At 71.2% G+C, this 15659-nt stretch carries 10 protein-coding genes and 1 tRNA gene; 4 read left to right on the forward strand and 7 right to left on the reverse strand.

From position 1 onward, the window contains the following. Positions 1 to 82: 82 nt before the first annotated feature. The gene (locus tag OG214_RS22325; protein WP_405985727.1) at positions 83 to 2863 is read right to left on the reverse strand and encodes an ATP-binding protein; all 2781 of its coding nucleotides are present in this window, start codon (positions 2861 to 2863) and stop codon (positions 83 to 85) included. Positions 2864 to 2938: 75 nt separating this feature from the next. Continuing rightward, entirely contained in the window at positions 2939 to 5701 is a 2763-nt protein-coding gene (locus OG214_RS22330; RefSeq protein WP_405985728.1) for an AAA family ATPase, read from the reverse strand. Positions 5702 to 6327: 626 nt separating this feature from the next. Here OG214_RS22330 and OG214_RS22335 point away from each other — a divergent pair. Continuing rightward, a tRNA-OTHER gene (locus OG214_RS22335) sits at positions 6328 to 6399 on the forward strand. A 143-nt stretch (positions 6400 to 6542) separates the two neighbouring features. On the opposite strand, the gene OG214_RS22340 is transcribed toward OG214_RS22335, so the two are convergent. Both OG214_RS22340 and OG214_RS22345 read right to left on the reverse strand, forming a co-directional pair. Then, on the reverse strand, positions 6543 to 7934 hold the full coding sequence (locus OG214_RS22340) for an NAD(P)/FAD-dependent oxidoreductase (protein ID WP_405985729.1): 1392 nt from the start codon (positions 7932 to 7934) through the stop codon (positions 6543 to 6545). Next, entirely contained in the window at positions 7931 to 8587 is a 657-nt protein-coding gene (locus OG214_RS22345; RefSeq protein WP_405985730.1) for a rhomboid-like protein, read from the reverse strand. The genes OG214_RS22340 and OG214_RS22345 overlap by 4 nt, the downstream gene beginning before the upstream one ends. On the opposite strand from OG214_RS22345, the gene OG214_RS22350 reads away from it, so the two are divergent. Next, positions 8586 to 9500, forward strand: coding sequence for an aminoglycoside phosphotransferase family protein (locus OG214_RS22350; RefSeq protein WP_405985731.1), 915 nt, complete (start codon positions 8586 to 8588; stop codon positions 9498 to 9500). The genes OG214_RS22345 and OG214_RS22350 overlap by 2 nt on opposite strands. Before the next feature lie 25 nt (positions 9501 to 9525). After that, on the forward strand, positions 9526 to 10005 hold the full coding sequence (locus OG214_RS22355; protein WP_405985732.1) for a GNAT family N-acetyltransferase: 480 nt from the start codon (positions 9526 to 9528) through the stop codon (positions 10003 to 10005). A gap of 286 nt (positions 10006 to 10291) precedes the next feature. Here the strand turns inward: OG214_RS22355 and OG214_RS22360 are convergent, their stop codons facing one another. From OG214_RS22360 to OG214_RS22370, 3 genes are all read right to left on the reverse strand, one after another. After that, a complete protein-coding gene (locus OG214_RS22360; RefSeq protein WP_405985733.1) occupies positions 10292 to 11866 on the reverse strand; it encodes an MFS transporter in 1575 nt (524 codons plus the stop codon). A 192-nt stretch (positions 11867 to 12058) separates the two neighbouring features. After that, on the reverse strand, positions 12059 to 13072 hold the full coding sequence (locus OG214_RS22365) for a zinc-binding dehydrogenase (RefSeq protein WP_405985734.1): 1014 nt from the start codon (positions 13070 to 13072) through the stop codon (positions 12059 to 12061). 139 nt (positions 13073 to 13211) lie between these two features. Next, positions 13212 to 14528: an NAD(P)-binding protein gene (locus OG214_RS22370; RefSeq protein WP_405985735.1), complete on the reverse strand. Its 1317-nt coding sequence runs from the start codon at positions 14526 to 14528 to the stop codon at positions 13212 to 13214. 159 nt (positions 14529 to 14687) lie between these two features. Here OG214_RS22370 and OG214_RS22375 point away from each other — a divergent pair, with 159 nt between their 5' ends. After that, the gene (locus OG214_RS22375) at positions 14688 to 15380 is read left to right on the forward strand and encodes a pentapeptide repeat-containing protein (protein ID WP_365901971.1); all 693 of its coding nucleotides are present in this window, start codon (positions 14688 to 14690) and stop codon (positions 15378 to 15380) included. Positions 15381 to 15659: the final 279 nt, after the last annotated feature.

Genomic DNA, 15659 nt, shown 5'->3' on the forward strand with positions numbered 1-15659 from the left:
GCGATCGGCGGGACCGTGCGGCCGCGGCGCGGTCCCGCCGGCTTCGTCCGGAAGGAGAACGACCTCCGCCCGAGCAGCGGCGTCAACCGACCGAAGGCGGCCGGGGCGGGGACTGATCGCTGTGGTCGGCCAGCGCAGCGGCGAGCTGATTGCGGGAGGCGATTCCGAGCTTCGGGAACATTCGGTACAGGTGCGAGCTGACCGTACGGTGCGACAGGAACAGACGCTGTCCTATCTCGCGGTTGGACAGCCCCTGCGCGGCCAGCTCGGCGATCTGGGTCTCCTGCGGCGAAAGCAGCTCGCGCGGGCTTGACGTCGGCTGCCATCCGCGTTCGCCCGTCGCACGGAGCTCCTGGTCGGCTCGCTGCGCCCACGTGCGAGCACCTACGGCGTCGAACGTGGTCCTCGCCGCCCGCAGCGGTTCACGGGACTCGACGACGCGTCGTTGCCGCCGCAGCCACGAGCCGTAAGCCAGCTCGACGCGGGCCCGATGCCAGGGCAGCTCGCGAGCCGCGCCGGCCATGGCCGCCTGGAAGAGCGACTCGGCCGAGGCGCGGTCGGCCAGCACCGCTCTGGAGTACTCCAGAGCGATGACCGAACCCGTAGAAGGGCAAGCACCCGCAATCTGTTCGATGGAGGCCAACACTGATCTCGCCTCGGCCCGGTGATTGGCGCGGACGGCGGCGTCGGCCAAGTAGCTGAGTGTCCACACCTGCTGTATCCGTTGGAACGCGGGGTCGGCGGGCGCGAACACCCGGCGAAGCTCGCCGTACGCCTGATCGTGCCGGTTCGCACCCAACTCGGACATGCCACGGGTCAGTTGCACGCCGGCCAGCAGGGACGACGCGGCATTCGGGGTCCGCAGCGCCACCTGCTCGGCGTCCGACAGCAGATCATGGCGAGTGTCCCGGCCTCCGCGGACCGCATCGATCAACGCGACGGCGATGCGTGCGGTGGCAGCCCACAGCGACTGACCCGTCTCGTCCGCGAGCCGCATGGCCTCGTCGGCCGAGCGTGCCGCGTCGAAGACCCCCAGGTAGACCTCGGCCCAGGCCCGTATCGCCAGCGCCTCGGCAAGCAGACTCATGCGGCCTTGCGCGCGGAGCTCCTGGACGGGTGTGGACAGGAAGGCGACGGCACGGCGGAAATCGCCCGTGCAAAACGCGGCGATGCCCAGCAGGCCGGCCAGATCCGGCCGTCCGCCGGCGTCCGCCGGCCACCGCGCGAGCTGTTCGACGACCACCGGTCTCTGCTCGTCGGACTGGGCAAGGGCGTAAATGGCCAGCAGCCCGGGGTCGTGGGCCGGCAGGCTCACCTGCTGGGCGGCCCGGACGATCTCGTGCCGCACCATCGCACCGGGATCGCGCCACCACGCCCTCCGGGCCGCGCCGACCAGCAGCTGCAGGGCAAGGTCGACGTCCTGTGCGCCTATGGCGTGCTGCGCCAGGCCGACCAGGTGACGTACTTCCGCGGGCTCACCCGTGGAGCCGTCGTGGAAGACGCCTTCGAGCGCGGCCAGTCTCGACTGGTCCCGGTGCCGGAGCGTCATCCCCGTGACCTGCGCCTTGATCTGCTCGACCTGGCGGAACCGGCCGAGCTGATAACCGAGTTCCGCGGCGCTGAGCAGACGGGCGGCCTGTGACCGCGGGTCCGGACTCAGCGCGGCCGCTCGCTCGAGCCACGCGGCGGCCGAGGCGACCGCACCACGGCGCTGGGCGTTCTCGGCCGCCCGTTCCAACTCGGCCGCGATGTGTTCATCGCGTCCTGACACCGAGGAGGCCCGGTGCCATGTCGCGCGGTCCGGTTGATCGGCCAGGACGCGCGCGAGCGCCGCGTGCGCTTGCAAGCGTGTGGCCGGCGGCATGCCCTGCCGAAGGGCCGAACCGACCAGCGGGTGGGCGATCCGGTACCGCTCGCCGAGCACGGTCAGGAGCCCCTGCTCGAAGGCGGGCTGCGCCATGACGAGGTCGACCGGCGAACCGAACAGGAGCCCCGCGGCCGCGAAAACATCGTTGAGGTCGTCGCCGTCGTCGACCGCGGCAATGGTCAGAACCGCGCGCACGGCCGGGGCGAGGTGCTCGGCATGCCGGGCGAAGGTGCGTTCGAGGCGGGTGGTCATGGGCAGGTCCTGGTCGAACTCGGTCCACGTGTACCGACCCGATTCCAACGCACTGGCGAACTCGATCAAGGCGAGTGGATTGCCGCGGGCCTCCCGCAGCACGCGATCGCGAACGGTCGGGACGAGCTGTGGCGCCCGCGCGTCCAGCAACGCGGCCGACGCGGCCTCGTCGATGCCTTCCAGCTCCACCCACTCGATCGTGTGGGCGTCGGCGAACGGCAGCGACTCGGGTCGCGATGTGCACAGTACGATCACCCGCTCACTGGCGATGCGACGGCTGACAAAGGCCAGCACGTCGATCGACGGCTGGTCCATCCAATGGAGGTCGTCGAGACACACGAGGACCGGCATGTGTTCCGCCGAGTCGACGAGCAGCTCCAGAACGGCCAAGGATGTGAAGAACGGCTGCACCTTGATCGAATCGCCCATCGCGAAGCAGGCGAGGAGGGCGTCGCGCTGCACGGCCGGAAGGCGGTCGACGCGGGGCAGCAGAGGCCGCAGTAGCTGATGGAGGCCGGCGAACGGGAGGCGCGTCTCGGACTGACTGCCCCGCGCGGTGAGCACGGTGAATCCGGCAGACCGCGCGTGCTCCACGACCTCTGCCAGCAGAGCACTCTTGCCGACCCCGGGTTCTCCGAACAGCCCGATCGCGCGCCCCCAGGAATCGACCTCGTTCAGGTACCCGCACAGGGATCGCAGATGGTCGTCGCGCCCGACGAGACGCCGGCTGTTGGTCGTGCTCACCCAACGATCATTCGATTGACAGTGCCCGCTGTCCACCATGGGCTGGACAAAACTGGTCGGACATGCCGGACAAAACTAATCGGACGTCGAGGGGCCGCCGTCGAATCCCGGCCGGCCGAGTGCGGCGGCGATCTGCCTCCGCGAGGTGAGCCCGAGTTTGCGGAACACCTTGTTCAGATGGAACTCGACCGTCGAGGTCGTGATGAACAGCCGGGAGGCGATCTCGGCGTTGGTCAGTCCTGAAGCGGCCTGCAGGGCCACCTGTCGTTCCTGGGGCGTGAGATCGAATCTGGTTTCCGGGACGCGTCTGCGCGCTGTCTCCCCTGTTGCGAGCAGCTCGATCCGGGCTCGTTCGGCGAACAGTGACGCGCCCCATGCGTCGAAGGACTCATACGCGGCCCGCAGATGGATCCTGGCCTCGGACCGGCGCTTGCGCCGACGGAGCCACTCGCCGAACAAGAGGCGTGACCGTGCGTGTTCCGCGGCGAGAGGGACAGTGGCCAGAAGGTCGATCGACTCCCGATACCGGATCTCGGCGTCGGCGGTCTCGTCCGTCAGGGCCCGGCATCGGGCCAGGAGTCCCAGCGCCCACGGCGTTCCGGCAAGCTGCGCACGCTCTTCGAGCCGCTTCAGCGCAAGGGCCGCCGTGTGCCGGTCGCCTGCGCGGACGGCGGCTTCCACGAGAAGCGGCAGCACGAGGTTGCCCTGCGACGGCACGTCCTCCTCGTAGACGGGGAGCGCGTGACGCAGCGCCTCGTCGTAGCGCCCCATACCCAGGTCGAGAACGCAGAGCGCGTGAAGCGCCAGGTGGCGCAGCATGCCCAGTCCGTAGGTCGTGGCGACGACATCCATTGTCGCCACAACGGCGCGCACATCGCTCTCCCTGCCCATCCACGCGTACAGCAAGGCCCTGTTGAGATCTCCTTGCGTCGTCAGTCCGATGGCGGTGGCGTAGTCGTCTGCCTCGGCGAAGAGCGCGTCCGCCGCGGTCAGCCGCCCGTTGCGGATCTCGGTGTACGCCAGGACCGACAAGGACAGGCTGAGGCCGTACAGCGCTCCCTGGCTGCGGTCCGCGGCCGCGAGCCGGCCGACGATCTCGACGGATGCCTCGATGTCCCACACGTCGTCCGCCGCGAGGCTCACGATGATGCTGAACGGGCTCGCCACGTCGTGCAGTTCGGCTGAGGCGCGCAGCTTCGCCAGGGCTTCCTGGATCGTCGCCACGCTGTTCTCGTAGCCGTAGACCGTACGGAGAGCCAGGCCTTTGATCAGCTCGTCGGGGCTCCAAGCCGGGGCGTCCGGGCGGTGCGGGGTGGCGACCGCGGCCTTGGCCACGTCCGCCAGGGTCGTGCGATGCATGGGGTCCCGGGCGATGACGGCGGCGTGCATGGCCTCGTAGAGCAGTTCCCAGGTCATGCGGGGATCCGCGTCGGCGAGTTCGGCCACGGCGTCGAGCATCATGGCGGGGACGCGGTCGTTGCCGGTGTCGAAGAGCTCTGCCGTGGCCCGGATCCGGAGCGCTCGGGCGCGGGCGGAGGGGTGCCGGAGGGCCGGTACGGCGAGGTCGAGCAAGGGGTGCACCGCGGCGCGGTCGCCGGAGGTCAGATGGGCCTGGGCCGCAGCGAGATAGCGCTCAGCGCGTTTGGCCGGCTCGACGGTGAGCTCTGCGGCCTTGGACAGGAACAACGCCTGAGCGGAGTAGCCACCCCTGGCCCGGGCCCAGTCCGAAGCGGCGTCCAGGTCCGCGGCCGCCGCGTCGTCGGGGCCGAGGGCCGCCTGGGCACGATGCCAGGCCCGCCGGTCGGGAACACGGGCCGGATCGCTGGCCGCCTCAAGGGCGGCATGGATCCGCCGCCGGTCGTGCCCGGAAGCCGCCGCGTAGACCGAGGATCGGATGAGCGGATGCCGGAAACCGAGGCCGGCGCCGTGGTCCAGGATCCCGGCCTCGACCGCCGCGACCGCGGACCTGGCCGGCAGGCCCAGCACGCCCGCCGCGTGCCAGACCACCGCCATGTCGTCGGTCGGCGCCGCGGCCATGAGAAGGAGCAGCATCCGGGTGTCCGGCGGCAGCGCGGCCACCGACTGCCGGAAGTGCTCCTCCAGCAGTCTGCTCACGGGCAGGGGCTCGGGCATCGGTGCGACCCCGGCCAACTGTTCGGCACCGAGATGCGTCGCCAGTTCGATGAGCGCCAGCGGATTGCCGCCGGTGCCGGCCACGATGGAGTCCGCGACCGCCGTGTCCAGGTGCCCGTTGACGGCGAGGGACAACAGCTCCCGGGCGTCGGCGGCGGGCAGCCCGCCGACATGCAGGGAAGGCATGGCGTCGAACAGTCTGTGGTCGGCGAGGTCGTTCCTGGCCGCGAAGATCAAGCCCAGCGAGTCGGCGTGGAGCCGCCGGGCGACAAAGGCCAATGTCTCGGCCGACTCCCGATCGAGCCAGTGGACGTCGTCGATCAGGCACAGCATCGGCAGCTCCGACGCCGCGGAGGACAGCAGCGCCAAGGTCGCCAGACCGACGAGGTACCGGTCCGAGTGCGAGATGTCGGCCAGGCCGAGCGCGGCGTTCAACGCGTCCTGTTGTCTGGTGGGAAGCCGGTAGATGCGGTTGAGGTGCGGCCGTAGGAGACGGTGCAGCGCGCCGTAGCCCAGGAGCTGCTCGGCTTCGACGCCGACCAGCCGCGTCAGCCCGATACCGGTGGCTTGGGCCGCCGCGTGTTCCAGCAGGCGCGTCTTGCCGATCCCGGCTTCGCCCACGAGTACCAGGACGCCGCTGAGCCCGTCCCGAGCCGCGTCGAGTAGTTGCTCGATCGCTTCGCGTTCGGCGAAGCGGCCGACCATCGGCCGCACCGTCCCGGGACGAGCCCCGCGCCACACCATGGAATCCCCTGTCGTCGAGACCCTGACGTGAGAAGACGCTAGGCGCGCGGGGATGTCGTAAGCGAGCGTCACATGACGGTGATCCGACTCAAACCGCCACCCGCCTTGCGCAGCTCGGCGGGGGAGGACGACGCTGAGTTCGGGGAAGGCCCGGTGCCAACGCGGGCTGCAGACCTCCTGCCCGCACGGTGGCCGGTACGGTTCGACGGCGGCGACGGCGGCGGCGACGGCGGCTGCTCGGAGTCTCCGTCCTGACCGTGCCGTCGGTGCTTCACGATCAACGTGAACGGGGCCGTTTGTCTAGTTCCCCGGTCCGCCGGGCGCGCGAGGCGGGGTGCGTGCCGACTCCTGGCGGAGCGCCGATGGAAGTGACAGTTGTTAAGTGTTAACAAGCGCATGGGCATGGGTGGCCGGACGACGCTCCGTGGTGCCAGCGAGCCAGCAGACCGTCACCATGCGGCGGGCGTGGCCCCGCCCGGTGGACAGCCGGTGGACAGACGCCTTTGGACGGTGTACCACGGGTCGGCACAGTCCAACCTGTTGCACCTGCTCTGATCAGCGAAAACGTCACGAGGCGGCATCATGCGACACCCGGCAACATGATCGCTCACGGTCTCGTAATGCGTAGGTCGTCGGTTCGAATCCGACAGGGGGCTCCATGAAGGCACAGGCCAGAACTACTCCGGCCTGTGCCCGCCCCGCTACGGCCTTCCCGTTCCGCGCCGTATCGCCCGGCTTGCGCTGCCCTGTGCTGCCCGGCCGCCCCGCCCCGCGGGCCTGTCCGGTCTGGTGAGTGGGTTGGTCAGCGGCCTGAGATGCGGTTGGCCGCTCGGGCCAGGGGGTGGGTTGTCGGGGTGGGGGCGGTGGATTCCTTGGTGTCCGCCGTGCGGTAGGCCGCGTACAGGGCCTGGACGCCTAGCCAGCGGAAGGGTTCGGGTTCCCATTTGCGGACCTTGTGGTTGACCCAGGGCAGAGTGGTCAGCTCGGTCGGGCCCGACTGGCCGGAGTCCTGTTGGATCAGGTCGCGCAGGGTGCGGGCGGCGAGGTTGGTGGTGGCGACGCCCGAGCCGACGTAGCCGCCGGCCCAGCCGAGGCCGGTGGCGCGGTCGAGGGTGACGGTGGCGCACCAGTCGCGGGGGACGCCGAGGACGCCGGACCAGGCGTGGTCGATCCGGACGTCCGCGGTGGCGGGGAAGAAGCGGACGAGGATGTCGCGGAGCGCCTCGACGGTGGCGGGCTGGGTGCGGCCGTCGTTGTCGGTTCTGGAGCCGTAGCGGTACGGGTGGCCGCGGCCACCGAGGGCGATGCGGTCGTCGGCGGTGCGCTGGGCGTACATGTAGGCGTGCGCCATGTCGCCGAGGGTTTCGCGGCCGTCCCAGCCGATGGCGTCCCAGACGCCGGCGGGCAGGGGTTCGGTGGCGATCATCGAGGAGTTCATGGGGAGCCAGGTGCGCCGGGCGCCCTTGAGGCTCGCGGTGAAGCCTTCGGTGCAGCGGAGGATGTAGGGCGCGCGGACGGTGCCGTAGGGCGTGACGGCGTGCTTGGGCCTGATCTCGGTGACGGGCGTCGATTCGTGGATGGTGACGCCGAGTGCTTCGACGGCCGCGGCGAGTCCTCTGACCAGTTTGACGGGGTGGAGCCGGGCGCCGTGCGGGGTCCAGGTGGAGCCGACGGCGCCGCCGACGCGGATACGGTCGGCGGTCTCGCGGGCGCCGTGGAGGGTGCGGTCGGTCTCGCCGAAGGCGATCTCCGCGGCGTGGAAGGCCTTGAGGCGGGCGAGCTGGGCGGGGCCGCGGGCGATTTCGAGGACGCCGCCCTGGTGGATGTCGGCGTCGATGTTCTCCTCGGCCGCGACGCGTATCACTTCGGCGACGGTGTCGTTCATGGCGTGCTGGAGGCGTACGGCGGCGTCGTGGCCGTGGAGCCGGGCGTAGCGGTCGCGGCCCGCGATGCCGTTGTAGAGCCAGCCGCCGTTGCGTCCGGAGGCGCCGTAACCGCAGAACTTCCCTTCCAGGACGGTGATGTCGAGGAAGGGGACGGCTTTCTTGAGGTAGTAGGCCGTCCACAGTCCGGTGTAGCCGCCGCCGACGATGCAGACGTCGGCGGTCCCGTCTGCGGGGAGCGGTTCCCGGGGGGTGGGGATGCCGTCCTGGGCGTACCAGAAGGAGATCCCGCCGTTGTTCGCGCTGCTCATGAGGGTGTTCGTACACCGCTCCTCGTACGTTTGTCCAGGTATCGGCGGGGACGGCAGGCGCGGGTCAGGGGGTAGCAGGCGAGTCCGATGAGGACCGAGGCGAGATGGCCGAGGTCGGTGAAGGTGGGGCTGGCGATCAGCGGCAGGCCGTAGAAGATGAGGACGGCGGCGAGGTAGGGCAGATGCCAGGGGAGCGGTACGCGGTAGGTGAGGACGCCGGCGATTCCGGCGAGCGCGTAGCTGACACCGACGTCCAGGGTGTTGGCGGCGGACTGCGGGGCGTGCCCGTGGTGGATGGCCCAGCCGAGGACGCCTTCGCTGATGAGGGTCGCGCCGATATGGGCGAGCGCGGCCACGGAGAGCCAGCGCGGGGTGCCGAGCCAGTGTTCCGCGGGGGCGTGGAAGAGGGTGTAGAGCACGGCGTACGGGAGCCAGGTACCGCCGTCGATCCAGAAGGCGCTGACGATGAGCACACGGACGGGGTCGGTCGACAGCTCATGGATATTGGTGGAGCGCTGGAGCAGGAATTCCCTCTCGAACTGGGGGGACATCTGGTGGAGGGCGACGGTGGTGACGAAGAGGGCGGCCAGCCAGAGATAGGTGCCGGGGGCGCTCGTGATCCAGGTGCGGACCGTGTGGAGAATGCGGCGCATGGGCCGATTCACCCACGCCCGTAGGATCGTGGGCGTGATTGACATTCCGGTGGAGTTGGCGGAAACACAGTCGAAGTTCCTGGGTGAGGCGGGCCGGGCGTTCATCGAGGCGCTGCCGGGCAGGGCGGCGGATTTCCTGGAGCGGTGGGAGCTGCGCCGTACCGGTCCCTCGATGTACGGCATGTGCGCGCTGGTGCTGCCGGTGGAGTGCGCGGACGGTACGGCGGCGGTGCTGAAGCTTCAGCATCTCGACGAGGAGTCGGCCGGGGAGCCGGTGGCGCTGCGGGCGTGGGACGGCGACGGGGCGGTGCGGCTGCTGCGGTACGACGATCAGACGGGCACGCTGCTGCTGGAGCGGCTGCGCGCCCGGGATCTGAGCGGTGTGTCCTCGCGCGAGGCGGTCCTGATCCTCGCGGAGCTGCTGGCGCGCTTGACGTCGGCGCGGGCTCCGGCGCATCTGCGCACGCTGGGCGATGCCGCGGTGCGCATGCTGTCCGAGGTGCCGGTGCTGGAGAAGTCGCTGGCCGACGAGGGGGAGCGGCGGCTGCTGCGGGACTGCGCGGCGGCCGTGCGCGAGGTGGCGGCGGAGCCGGGGGACCGGCTGCTGCACTGGGATCTGCATTACGAGAACGTCCTGGCCGCGGACCGGGAGCCGTGGCTGGCGATCGATCCGCAACCGCTGGCGGGCGATCCGGGATTCGAGCTGCTGCCCGCGCTGGACAACCGTTTCGACGCGTCGGAGACGCTGTGGCGCTTCGATCTGCTGACGGAGGCGCTGGGCCTGGACCGGGAGCGGGCACGTGCCTGGACGCTGGGGCGGGTGCTCCAGAACTCTCTGTGGCACATCAAGGACGGTGAGTGCGAGCTGGATCCCGATCAGATGTCCATCGCTCGGTCACTGCTGGCCCGGTGAGCGGGGGAGAGGGCAGGCTGCGCTCATGATTCGTACTGCCACAGCCGCCGATGTCCCGGTGATCCACGCGATGGTCCGGGAGCTGGCGGAGTATGAGAAGTGCCTGGACGAGGCTCGGGCGACCGAGGAGCAGCTCCATGAGGCGCTGTTCGGCGAGCGCCCGGCGGCGTTCGCGCACATCGCGGAGTCGGACGACGACGGGGAGCCGGTGGGCTTCGCGCTCTGGTTCCTGAATTTCTCGACGTGGCGCGGGGTGCACGGCATTTACCTGGAGGATCTGTACGTCCGCCCGGACCGGCGCGGCGGCGGGCACGGCAAGGCACTGCTGACGGAACTGGCGCGGATCTGCGTGGAGCGCGGCTACGAGCGGCTGGAGTGGTCGGTCCTGGACTGGAACGAGCCGTCGATCGCGTTCTACCGGTCCCTGGGGGCACTGCCGCAGGACGGCTGGACGGTGTACCGCCTGACGGACGACGCGCTCACCGGGCTGGGGAGCGGTAAGTAGGCGCGTCGGGGTCACATGGACCGAGACGTATGTGACTGGTCCTCAGATCCTGTATGATCATCTCGTAACTTCGAAGCAGCACACGGAGTCACGCGTCTGTGGTCCAAGGAAAGACGCCCGCCAGCCGGCGGGAAATGTGGGTGCAAGGCCTGCCGGGCGCTCGATACGGAGGGGCTCTTCCTCGTGAGAGGGAGGGCCCCTTTCGTCTGTGTTCGCGATCCGGCTGCGGTCGACCCGTCCACTGCCTGTCCGTGCGCTGCCGGGAAGTGCTCCGGCCCGTGGCCCGTCAGGGGACCGGGGTGCCGGAGGCGGCTGCCGCTTCGCGGGTGCGGGGGGAGGGGCCGTTGATGACCAGTGCGGACACGACCGCCGCGACCAGCAGGATGACCGCCGCCCACGCGATGGCGACGGTGAAGCCGTGGACCGTGCCGGTGTTCACGAGGTCGGTCCGCTCGGCCGGGGTGAGCCCGCCCTTCTTCTCCGCCGCGGCGAGACGGCTCGCCAGGTAGGTGCTCGTGGTGGTCGTCGCGACCGTGTTGAGCAGCGCCGTACCGATGGAGCCGCCGACCTGCTGCGCGGTGTTGACGGTCGCCGAGGTGACACCGGAGTCCCTGGCCGGTACGCCCGAGGTGCCGGTGGCGATGGCGGGCATGAAGGTGAGCCCGAGGCCGAGGCCCAGCAGCACGGTGCCGGGCAGGATGTGCGCCGGATAGCTGGAGTGGATGTCGATGAAGGTCAGCGAGTACAGCCCGCCCGCGCCGAGCAGCAAGCCGGGCACCAGCAGAAACCGCGGCGGCGCGTAGGGCAGCAGCCGGGCGGAGATCTGTGTGGAGCCGATAACGATCGAGGCGGTCAGCGGCAGGAACGCGAGCCCGGTTCGCAGAGGCGTGTAGCCGAGGATGTTCTGGAGGAAGTACGTCATGAACAGGAACGCCCCGAACAGTCCGACGGTCGTCAGACACATGATGAGCATCGATCCGCCGCGGTTGCGGTCGCGGACGATACGCAGGGGCAGCAGCGGTCCGGCGGTACGGCTCTGCCACCACACGAAGACGCACAGCAGCGCCACCCCGCCCAGCAGCAGACCCAGCACGAGCGGCGCGGTCCAGCCCTTGGCCTCGGCCTCGCCGAGCCCGTAGACAAGTGCGACGAGACCGCCGCAGCCGAGGACGACACCGGGGATGTCGAGATGTGCCCCATGTGCGCCACGGGTGCCGGCCCGGTCGCTGAGCAGGGTGAACGCGCCGACCACGGCGACGGCGGCGATCGGGACGTTCACGTAGAGGCACCAGCGCCAGCTCAGATACTCGGTGAGCACGCCGCCGACGAGCAGACCGATGGCGGATCCGGCGCCCGCGATGGCGCTGAAGACACCGAAGGCCTTGGCCCGTTCGGCGCCGCCGGTGAAGGTGGTGGTGAGCAGGGAGAGCGCGGACGGGGCGAGGAGCGCGGCGAAGGCGCCCTGGAGCGCGCGGGCGAGGAAGAGCATCTCGGGGCCGCCCGCGGCGCCGCCGATCGCGGAGGCGGCGGCGAATCCGATCAGGCCCACGACGAAGGTGCGTTTACGGCCGACGAGGTCGGCGATCCGGCCGCCGAGGAGCAGGAGCCCGCCGAAGGCGAGGGTGTAGGCGGTGATCACCCACTGCCGGTTGCCGTTGGTGAGGCCGAGTTCGCGCTGGGCCGAGGGCAGGGCGATATTCACGATGGTGGCGTCGAGTACGACCATGAGCTGGGCTGTCGCGATGACGGCCAGGGCCCACCAGCGGTGGGTGTCGACCGCGGTGCCGGGCTCCGGGCCGGGGGCCGGGTCGGGGTCCGGCTCCGGGCCGGGTCGGCCGGCCGAGTTCGCCGGGTCGCTCATCCCAGGTCTTCCCTCACATGGATCTCCGCTGGTCGCGGTCGGCTCGTTGTCCGATCAGAACACCATGAATCGGGTTGATTCGCTTCCCGCGACCGGCCGGGCGCGGGCGCCGGTACGCCGATCCGTTGGCCCGTACCGGCGCCGGACTCCCGGTCCTGGCGCCGGTGTGGGGCACTCTCTACGGTTACGGTTCTACGGCTCCAGGACCACCTTTCCCATCGTTCCGCGCGTCTCCAGCGCCCGGTGCGCGCGTGCCGCCTCGGCGAGCGGGAAGCGCTGTACGGCCGGGCGCAGCCGGCCTGCCGCCGCCTCGGCCAGCGAGCGCTCCTCCAGTACGCGTATGTCGCCGCCCGCCTTCTGGAGCATCACCGGGCCCAGAACCGACTCGGAGGTGATCCCGCGCTCCGCCAGTTCCCCGTCGGTGAAGGTCAGCGGCGCCCCGTCGTGCAGGCCCTCGCCCGACCAGCCGAAGACGATGTGCTTGCCGCCCTTGGCGAGGAGATCGACGGCGGCCAGGCCCGTACCGCCGCCGACGGAGTCGAAGACGACGGTCGCGCCCCGGCCGTCGTGACGCTCGCGGAGATGGTCGCGGACCTGTGCGGGCCAGTCGGGCAGGGTGTAGTCGACGGCGAGGTCGGCGCCGTTCGCCGTGACCCGGGCGACCTTGGCGGGGCCGCCCGCGAGGCCGATGACGGCGGCGCCGGCGTTCTTCGCGTACTGGACGAGCAGGGTGCCGATCCCGCCCGCCGCCGCCGGTACGAGGACGATGTCGCCGGGGCCGAGTCCGTCCGTGAACTGGAGGATGCCCATGGTCGTACGGCCCGTGCCGATCATGGCGACGGCCTCGGCCTCGTCGAGCCCGGCCGGGATCTCGTGGAGGCGGGCGGTGTGGGTGACGGCGAGCTCCGCGTAACCGCCCGGCACCATGCCCAGATGCGCGACGACCCGCTTGCCGAGCCAGTCGGCGGCGACGCCCTCGCCGAGCGACTCGACCGTACCGGCGACCTCGCGGCCCGGGACGGTCGGCAGTTCGGTGGTACTGGGGTAAGGACCCCGCATGCCCTCGCGCAGCGCGGTGTCCAGGAGATGGACGCCGGCCGCCGCGACCGCGATCCGGACCTGGCCGGGGCCGGGCGCGGGGTCCTCGGTCCGCTCGTACGTGAGGTTCTCGGCGGGGCCGAAGGCGTGGAGGCGGACGGCGTGCATGGCGGGCTCCCTGGGGTTCGTCCGGAGTGATCCGGGTCCGTCGTTCGTCGTCCCGCGCGGTCCGTCGCCCGGTGGGGCAGGGCGCCGGGGCCGGGGCCGGTACCGGCGCGGGCTCGGTGGTGGGAGCAAGCGTCCGACCTCAAGAGGGCTTGAGGTCAAGGCCGACCGGGCCGGCGGCGCCCGGCTGCTCCGGCCGCGGGCCGGTGTTGTCCGGCTCCTTCGGTCGCGGGTCGCCGGAGGTGCTGGGCTGCTCCGGTCGCGGGTCGGCGGCGGTGCTTGGCTGCCGCGGGCCGGCGGCGCCCGGCTGCCGCTGTTGCCGCAGGGCCAGCGAAGCCGCCTCGATCCCGCTGTTGAACGACACCTCCGAGAGCACGCCGGGCGCCGCGACCTCGTCGCCCGCGAGATACACCCCGTCGCCCCGGTCGATACGCGGCCGGTCCCGCCAGGTGGTGCCCGGCGGGTCGACGGCGCCGGTACGGCCGGTCGCGAGGGATTCGCGCCGCAACAGCGTCCGGGCGCGCCAGCCGGGGAAGCCCAGGTCGAGCAGGCGCTCGGCGCGGGCGATGCCGTCGGCGCCCGACTCGCCGGGACCGACCGGGAAGTGCCCCTGGAGGAGCTGTTCCCCGGCCGGGGCGAGGGACGGGTCCTGCGCGGTGAACCGTTCGAGCCAGCCGGGGGCGTCGAGGTCCGAGACGACGAACGCGTCGCCCCGGCGCCCGCGGACCGCGAGATCGAGCAGCGCGGTACGGCCGCCGGTCCAGCGCAGCCGGTCGTCCCTGAGGAGCCGGCGGGCCGCGGCCATGGAGGTGGCGACGATCACGGGACCGTTCTCGGGCACGGTGTCGACACGTACCGCCGTCTCGATCCGTACGCCCAGGTTCCACGCGTACCCGGCCATACGGTCGATCAGCTCGCCCCAGCCGCCGACCGGATAGCGGGCCTCGGGCGGCAGCGCGGCGGCACGCCGCAGACGCTCCTGGACGAAGGCGGCGGAGAGCGAGCCCGGGTCGTGGTGGAAGAGGGCCACGGCGGTGTAGTGCGCGGCGGCGCGGGCGGTGGCGGGCCCTTCCAGTCCGGTGGCCCAGGTCATGAAGTCGGTGTCCACCGGCGCGTGTTCGGCCTTGCGGCGGGCGAGGCGGAGCACCCCGAGGGGCGGGGTCCTGCGCAGGGCGCCGCCGTGGTGGAAGCGGAACCGGGCGCCTTCACGCACGGGCGGGCTCGCCATGGGACCCAGCAGACCGCGCTGCCTGAGCCACGCCCAGTGCGGACCGCGGCGGTAGAGGGCGTGCGGCCCTTCGTTGGTGCGGTACGCGCCTTCGGCGGTACGGGCCCGGCCGCCGAGGGTGTGGTGGGCCTCCCAGAGCGTGACGGCGGCGCCCGACTCGGCGGCGGTGACGGCGGCGGTGAGTCCGGCGAAGCCGCCGCCGATGACGGTGACGCGGGTCCTTGGATTCATGGTGTGTCCCCTCCGGTCACGTGCTCTCGCGCTTGTTCTTCTGCTGGCTCTCGTACTTGCTCGGGCTTGCTCTCGCGCTTGCTCACACCGGTGTGACGGATACCGGACAGCTCGTTGTGACATCGGCGTGTTGTCAGTGCTGTACGTCACCATGGGGACATGGCGCGGAAGACGACGAAGAGTGGTGCGGGCGGGGGCTCGGCGAGGCGGGTGGAGGCGAGGCGGGCGGAGGTGCGGCTGCCGCCGCTCAGTCCGTACGGCGGCGGTCTGGAGCCGGACGGGGATTACGACGGTCTGGAGTTCAAGGACCTCGTTCTGACGGGGCAGGAGGGGCCGGGCGCGCGGTTCATCGACTGCGCGCTGAGGGAGTGCGTTCTCGACGAGACGTCGCTGGGGCGCACGCGGTTCATCGACTCCGTGCTGAGCGGTGTGCGGGGGGTGGGCACAGATCTGTCGGGCGCTTCCCTGCGCGATGTGGAGGTGGTGGACGCGCGTCTGGGCGGGGTGCAGCTCCATGGCGCCGTGCTGGAGCGGGTGCTGTTCCGGGGCGGGAAGATCGATTACGCGAATCTGCGCAAGGCCCGGCTGAAGGACGTGGTCTTCGAGAGCTGTGTCCTGTCGGAGGCGGACTTCGGGGAGGCGGAGCTGGAGCGGGTGGAGTTCCGGGACTGTGTGCTCAGGCGGGCGGATCTGAGCGGCGCCCGGTTGAAGGACGTCGATCTGCGGACGGTCGCGGAGCTGGATATCGCGCGAGGCCTGGACCGGCTGGCGGGAGCGGTGATCAGCTCGGCCCAACTGCTGCACCTGGCACCGGCGTTCGCGGCGCAGATAGGCGTGCGGGTGGAGGACTGACGGGGGGCGGGGCGGCCGGGTCCCGGGACGTCACCGGGACGGGCACCCGGACAGACCGGAGGCCCCGGCCTGGGGGGAATGGACCGGGGCCTGCGTGGTGCTCCGGGGGCACGCCTTCTCTGTGGGGGGAGGAACGGTCGCCCGCTCCCGGCGGTGCCCCGGCATTTCTCGTCTGCCCGGAGCTTCGGGAAGTACTCCTGCCACCGCGGAAAACGATGCGAGGGCTGTGTGCCGACGATGTGCCCGTGCGGTGACCGTCGTACGGGCGGGGCCGACCGG

Origin of the sequence: Streptomyces sp. NBC_00872 (assembly GCF_045161915.1) — a bacterium.
Lineage (GTDB): Bacteria > Actinomycetota > Actinomycetes > Streptomycetales > Streptomycetaceae > Streptomyces.

What these genes read in the sequence shown, in the direction of transcription:
- OG214_RS22330 (WP_405985728.1), bottom strand. Translation starts at nt 5,701, where the DNA reads ATGGTCGGCCGCTTCGCCGAACGCGAAGCGATCGAGCAACTACTCGAC.
- OG214_RS22340 (WP_405985729.1), bottom strand. Translation starts at nt 7,934, where the DNA reads ATGAGCAGCGCGAACAACGGCGGGATCTCCTTCTGGTACGCCCAGGAC.
- OG214_RS22350 (WP_405985731.1), top strand. Translation starts at nt 8,586, where the DNA reads ATGGGCCGATTCACCCACGCCCGTAGGATCGTGGGCGTGATTGACATT.
- OG214_RS22345 (WP_405985730.1), bottom strand. Translation starts at nt 8,587, where the DNA reads ATGCGCCGCATTCTCCACACGGTCCGCACCTGGATCACGAGCGCCCCC.
- OG214_RS22355 (WP_405985732.1), top strand. Translation starts at nt 9,526, where the DNA reads ATGATTCGTACTGCCACAGCCGCCGATGTCCCGGTGATCCACGCGATG.
- OG214_RS22360 (WP_405985733.1), bottom strand. Translation starts at nt 11,866, where the DNA reads ATGAGCGACCCGGCGAACTCGGCCGGCCGACCCGGCCCGGAGCCGGAC.
- OG214_RS22365 (WP_405985734.1), bottom strand. Translation starts at nt 13,072, where the DNA reads ATGCACGCCGTCCGCCTCCACGCCTTCGGCCCCGCCGAGAACCTCACG.
- OG214_RS22370 (WP_405985735.1), bottom strand. Translation starts at nt 14,528, where the DNA reads ATGAATCCAAGGACCCGCGTCACCGTCATCGGCGGCGGCTTCGCCGGA.
- OG214_RS22375 (WP_365901971.1), top strand. Translation starts at nt 14,688, where the DNA reads ATGGCGCGGAAGACGACGAAGAGTGGTGCGGGCGGGGGCTCGGCGAGG.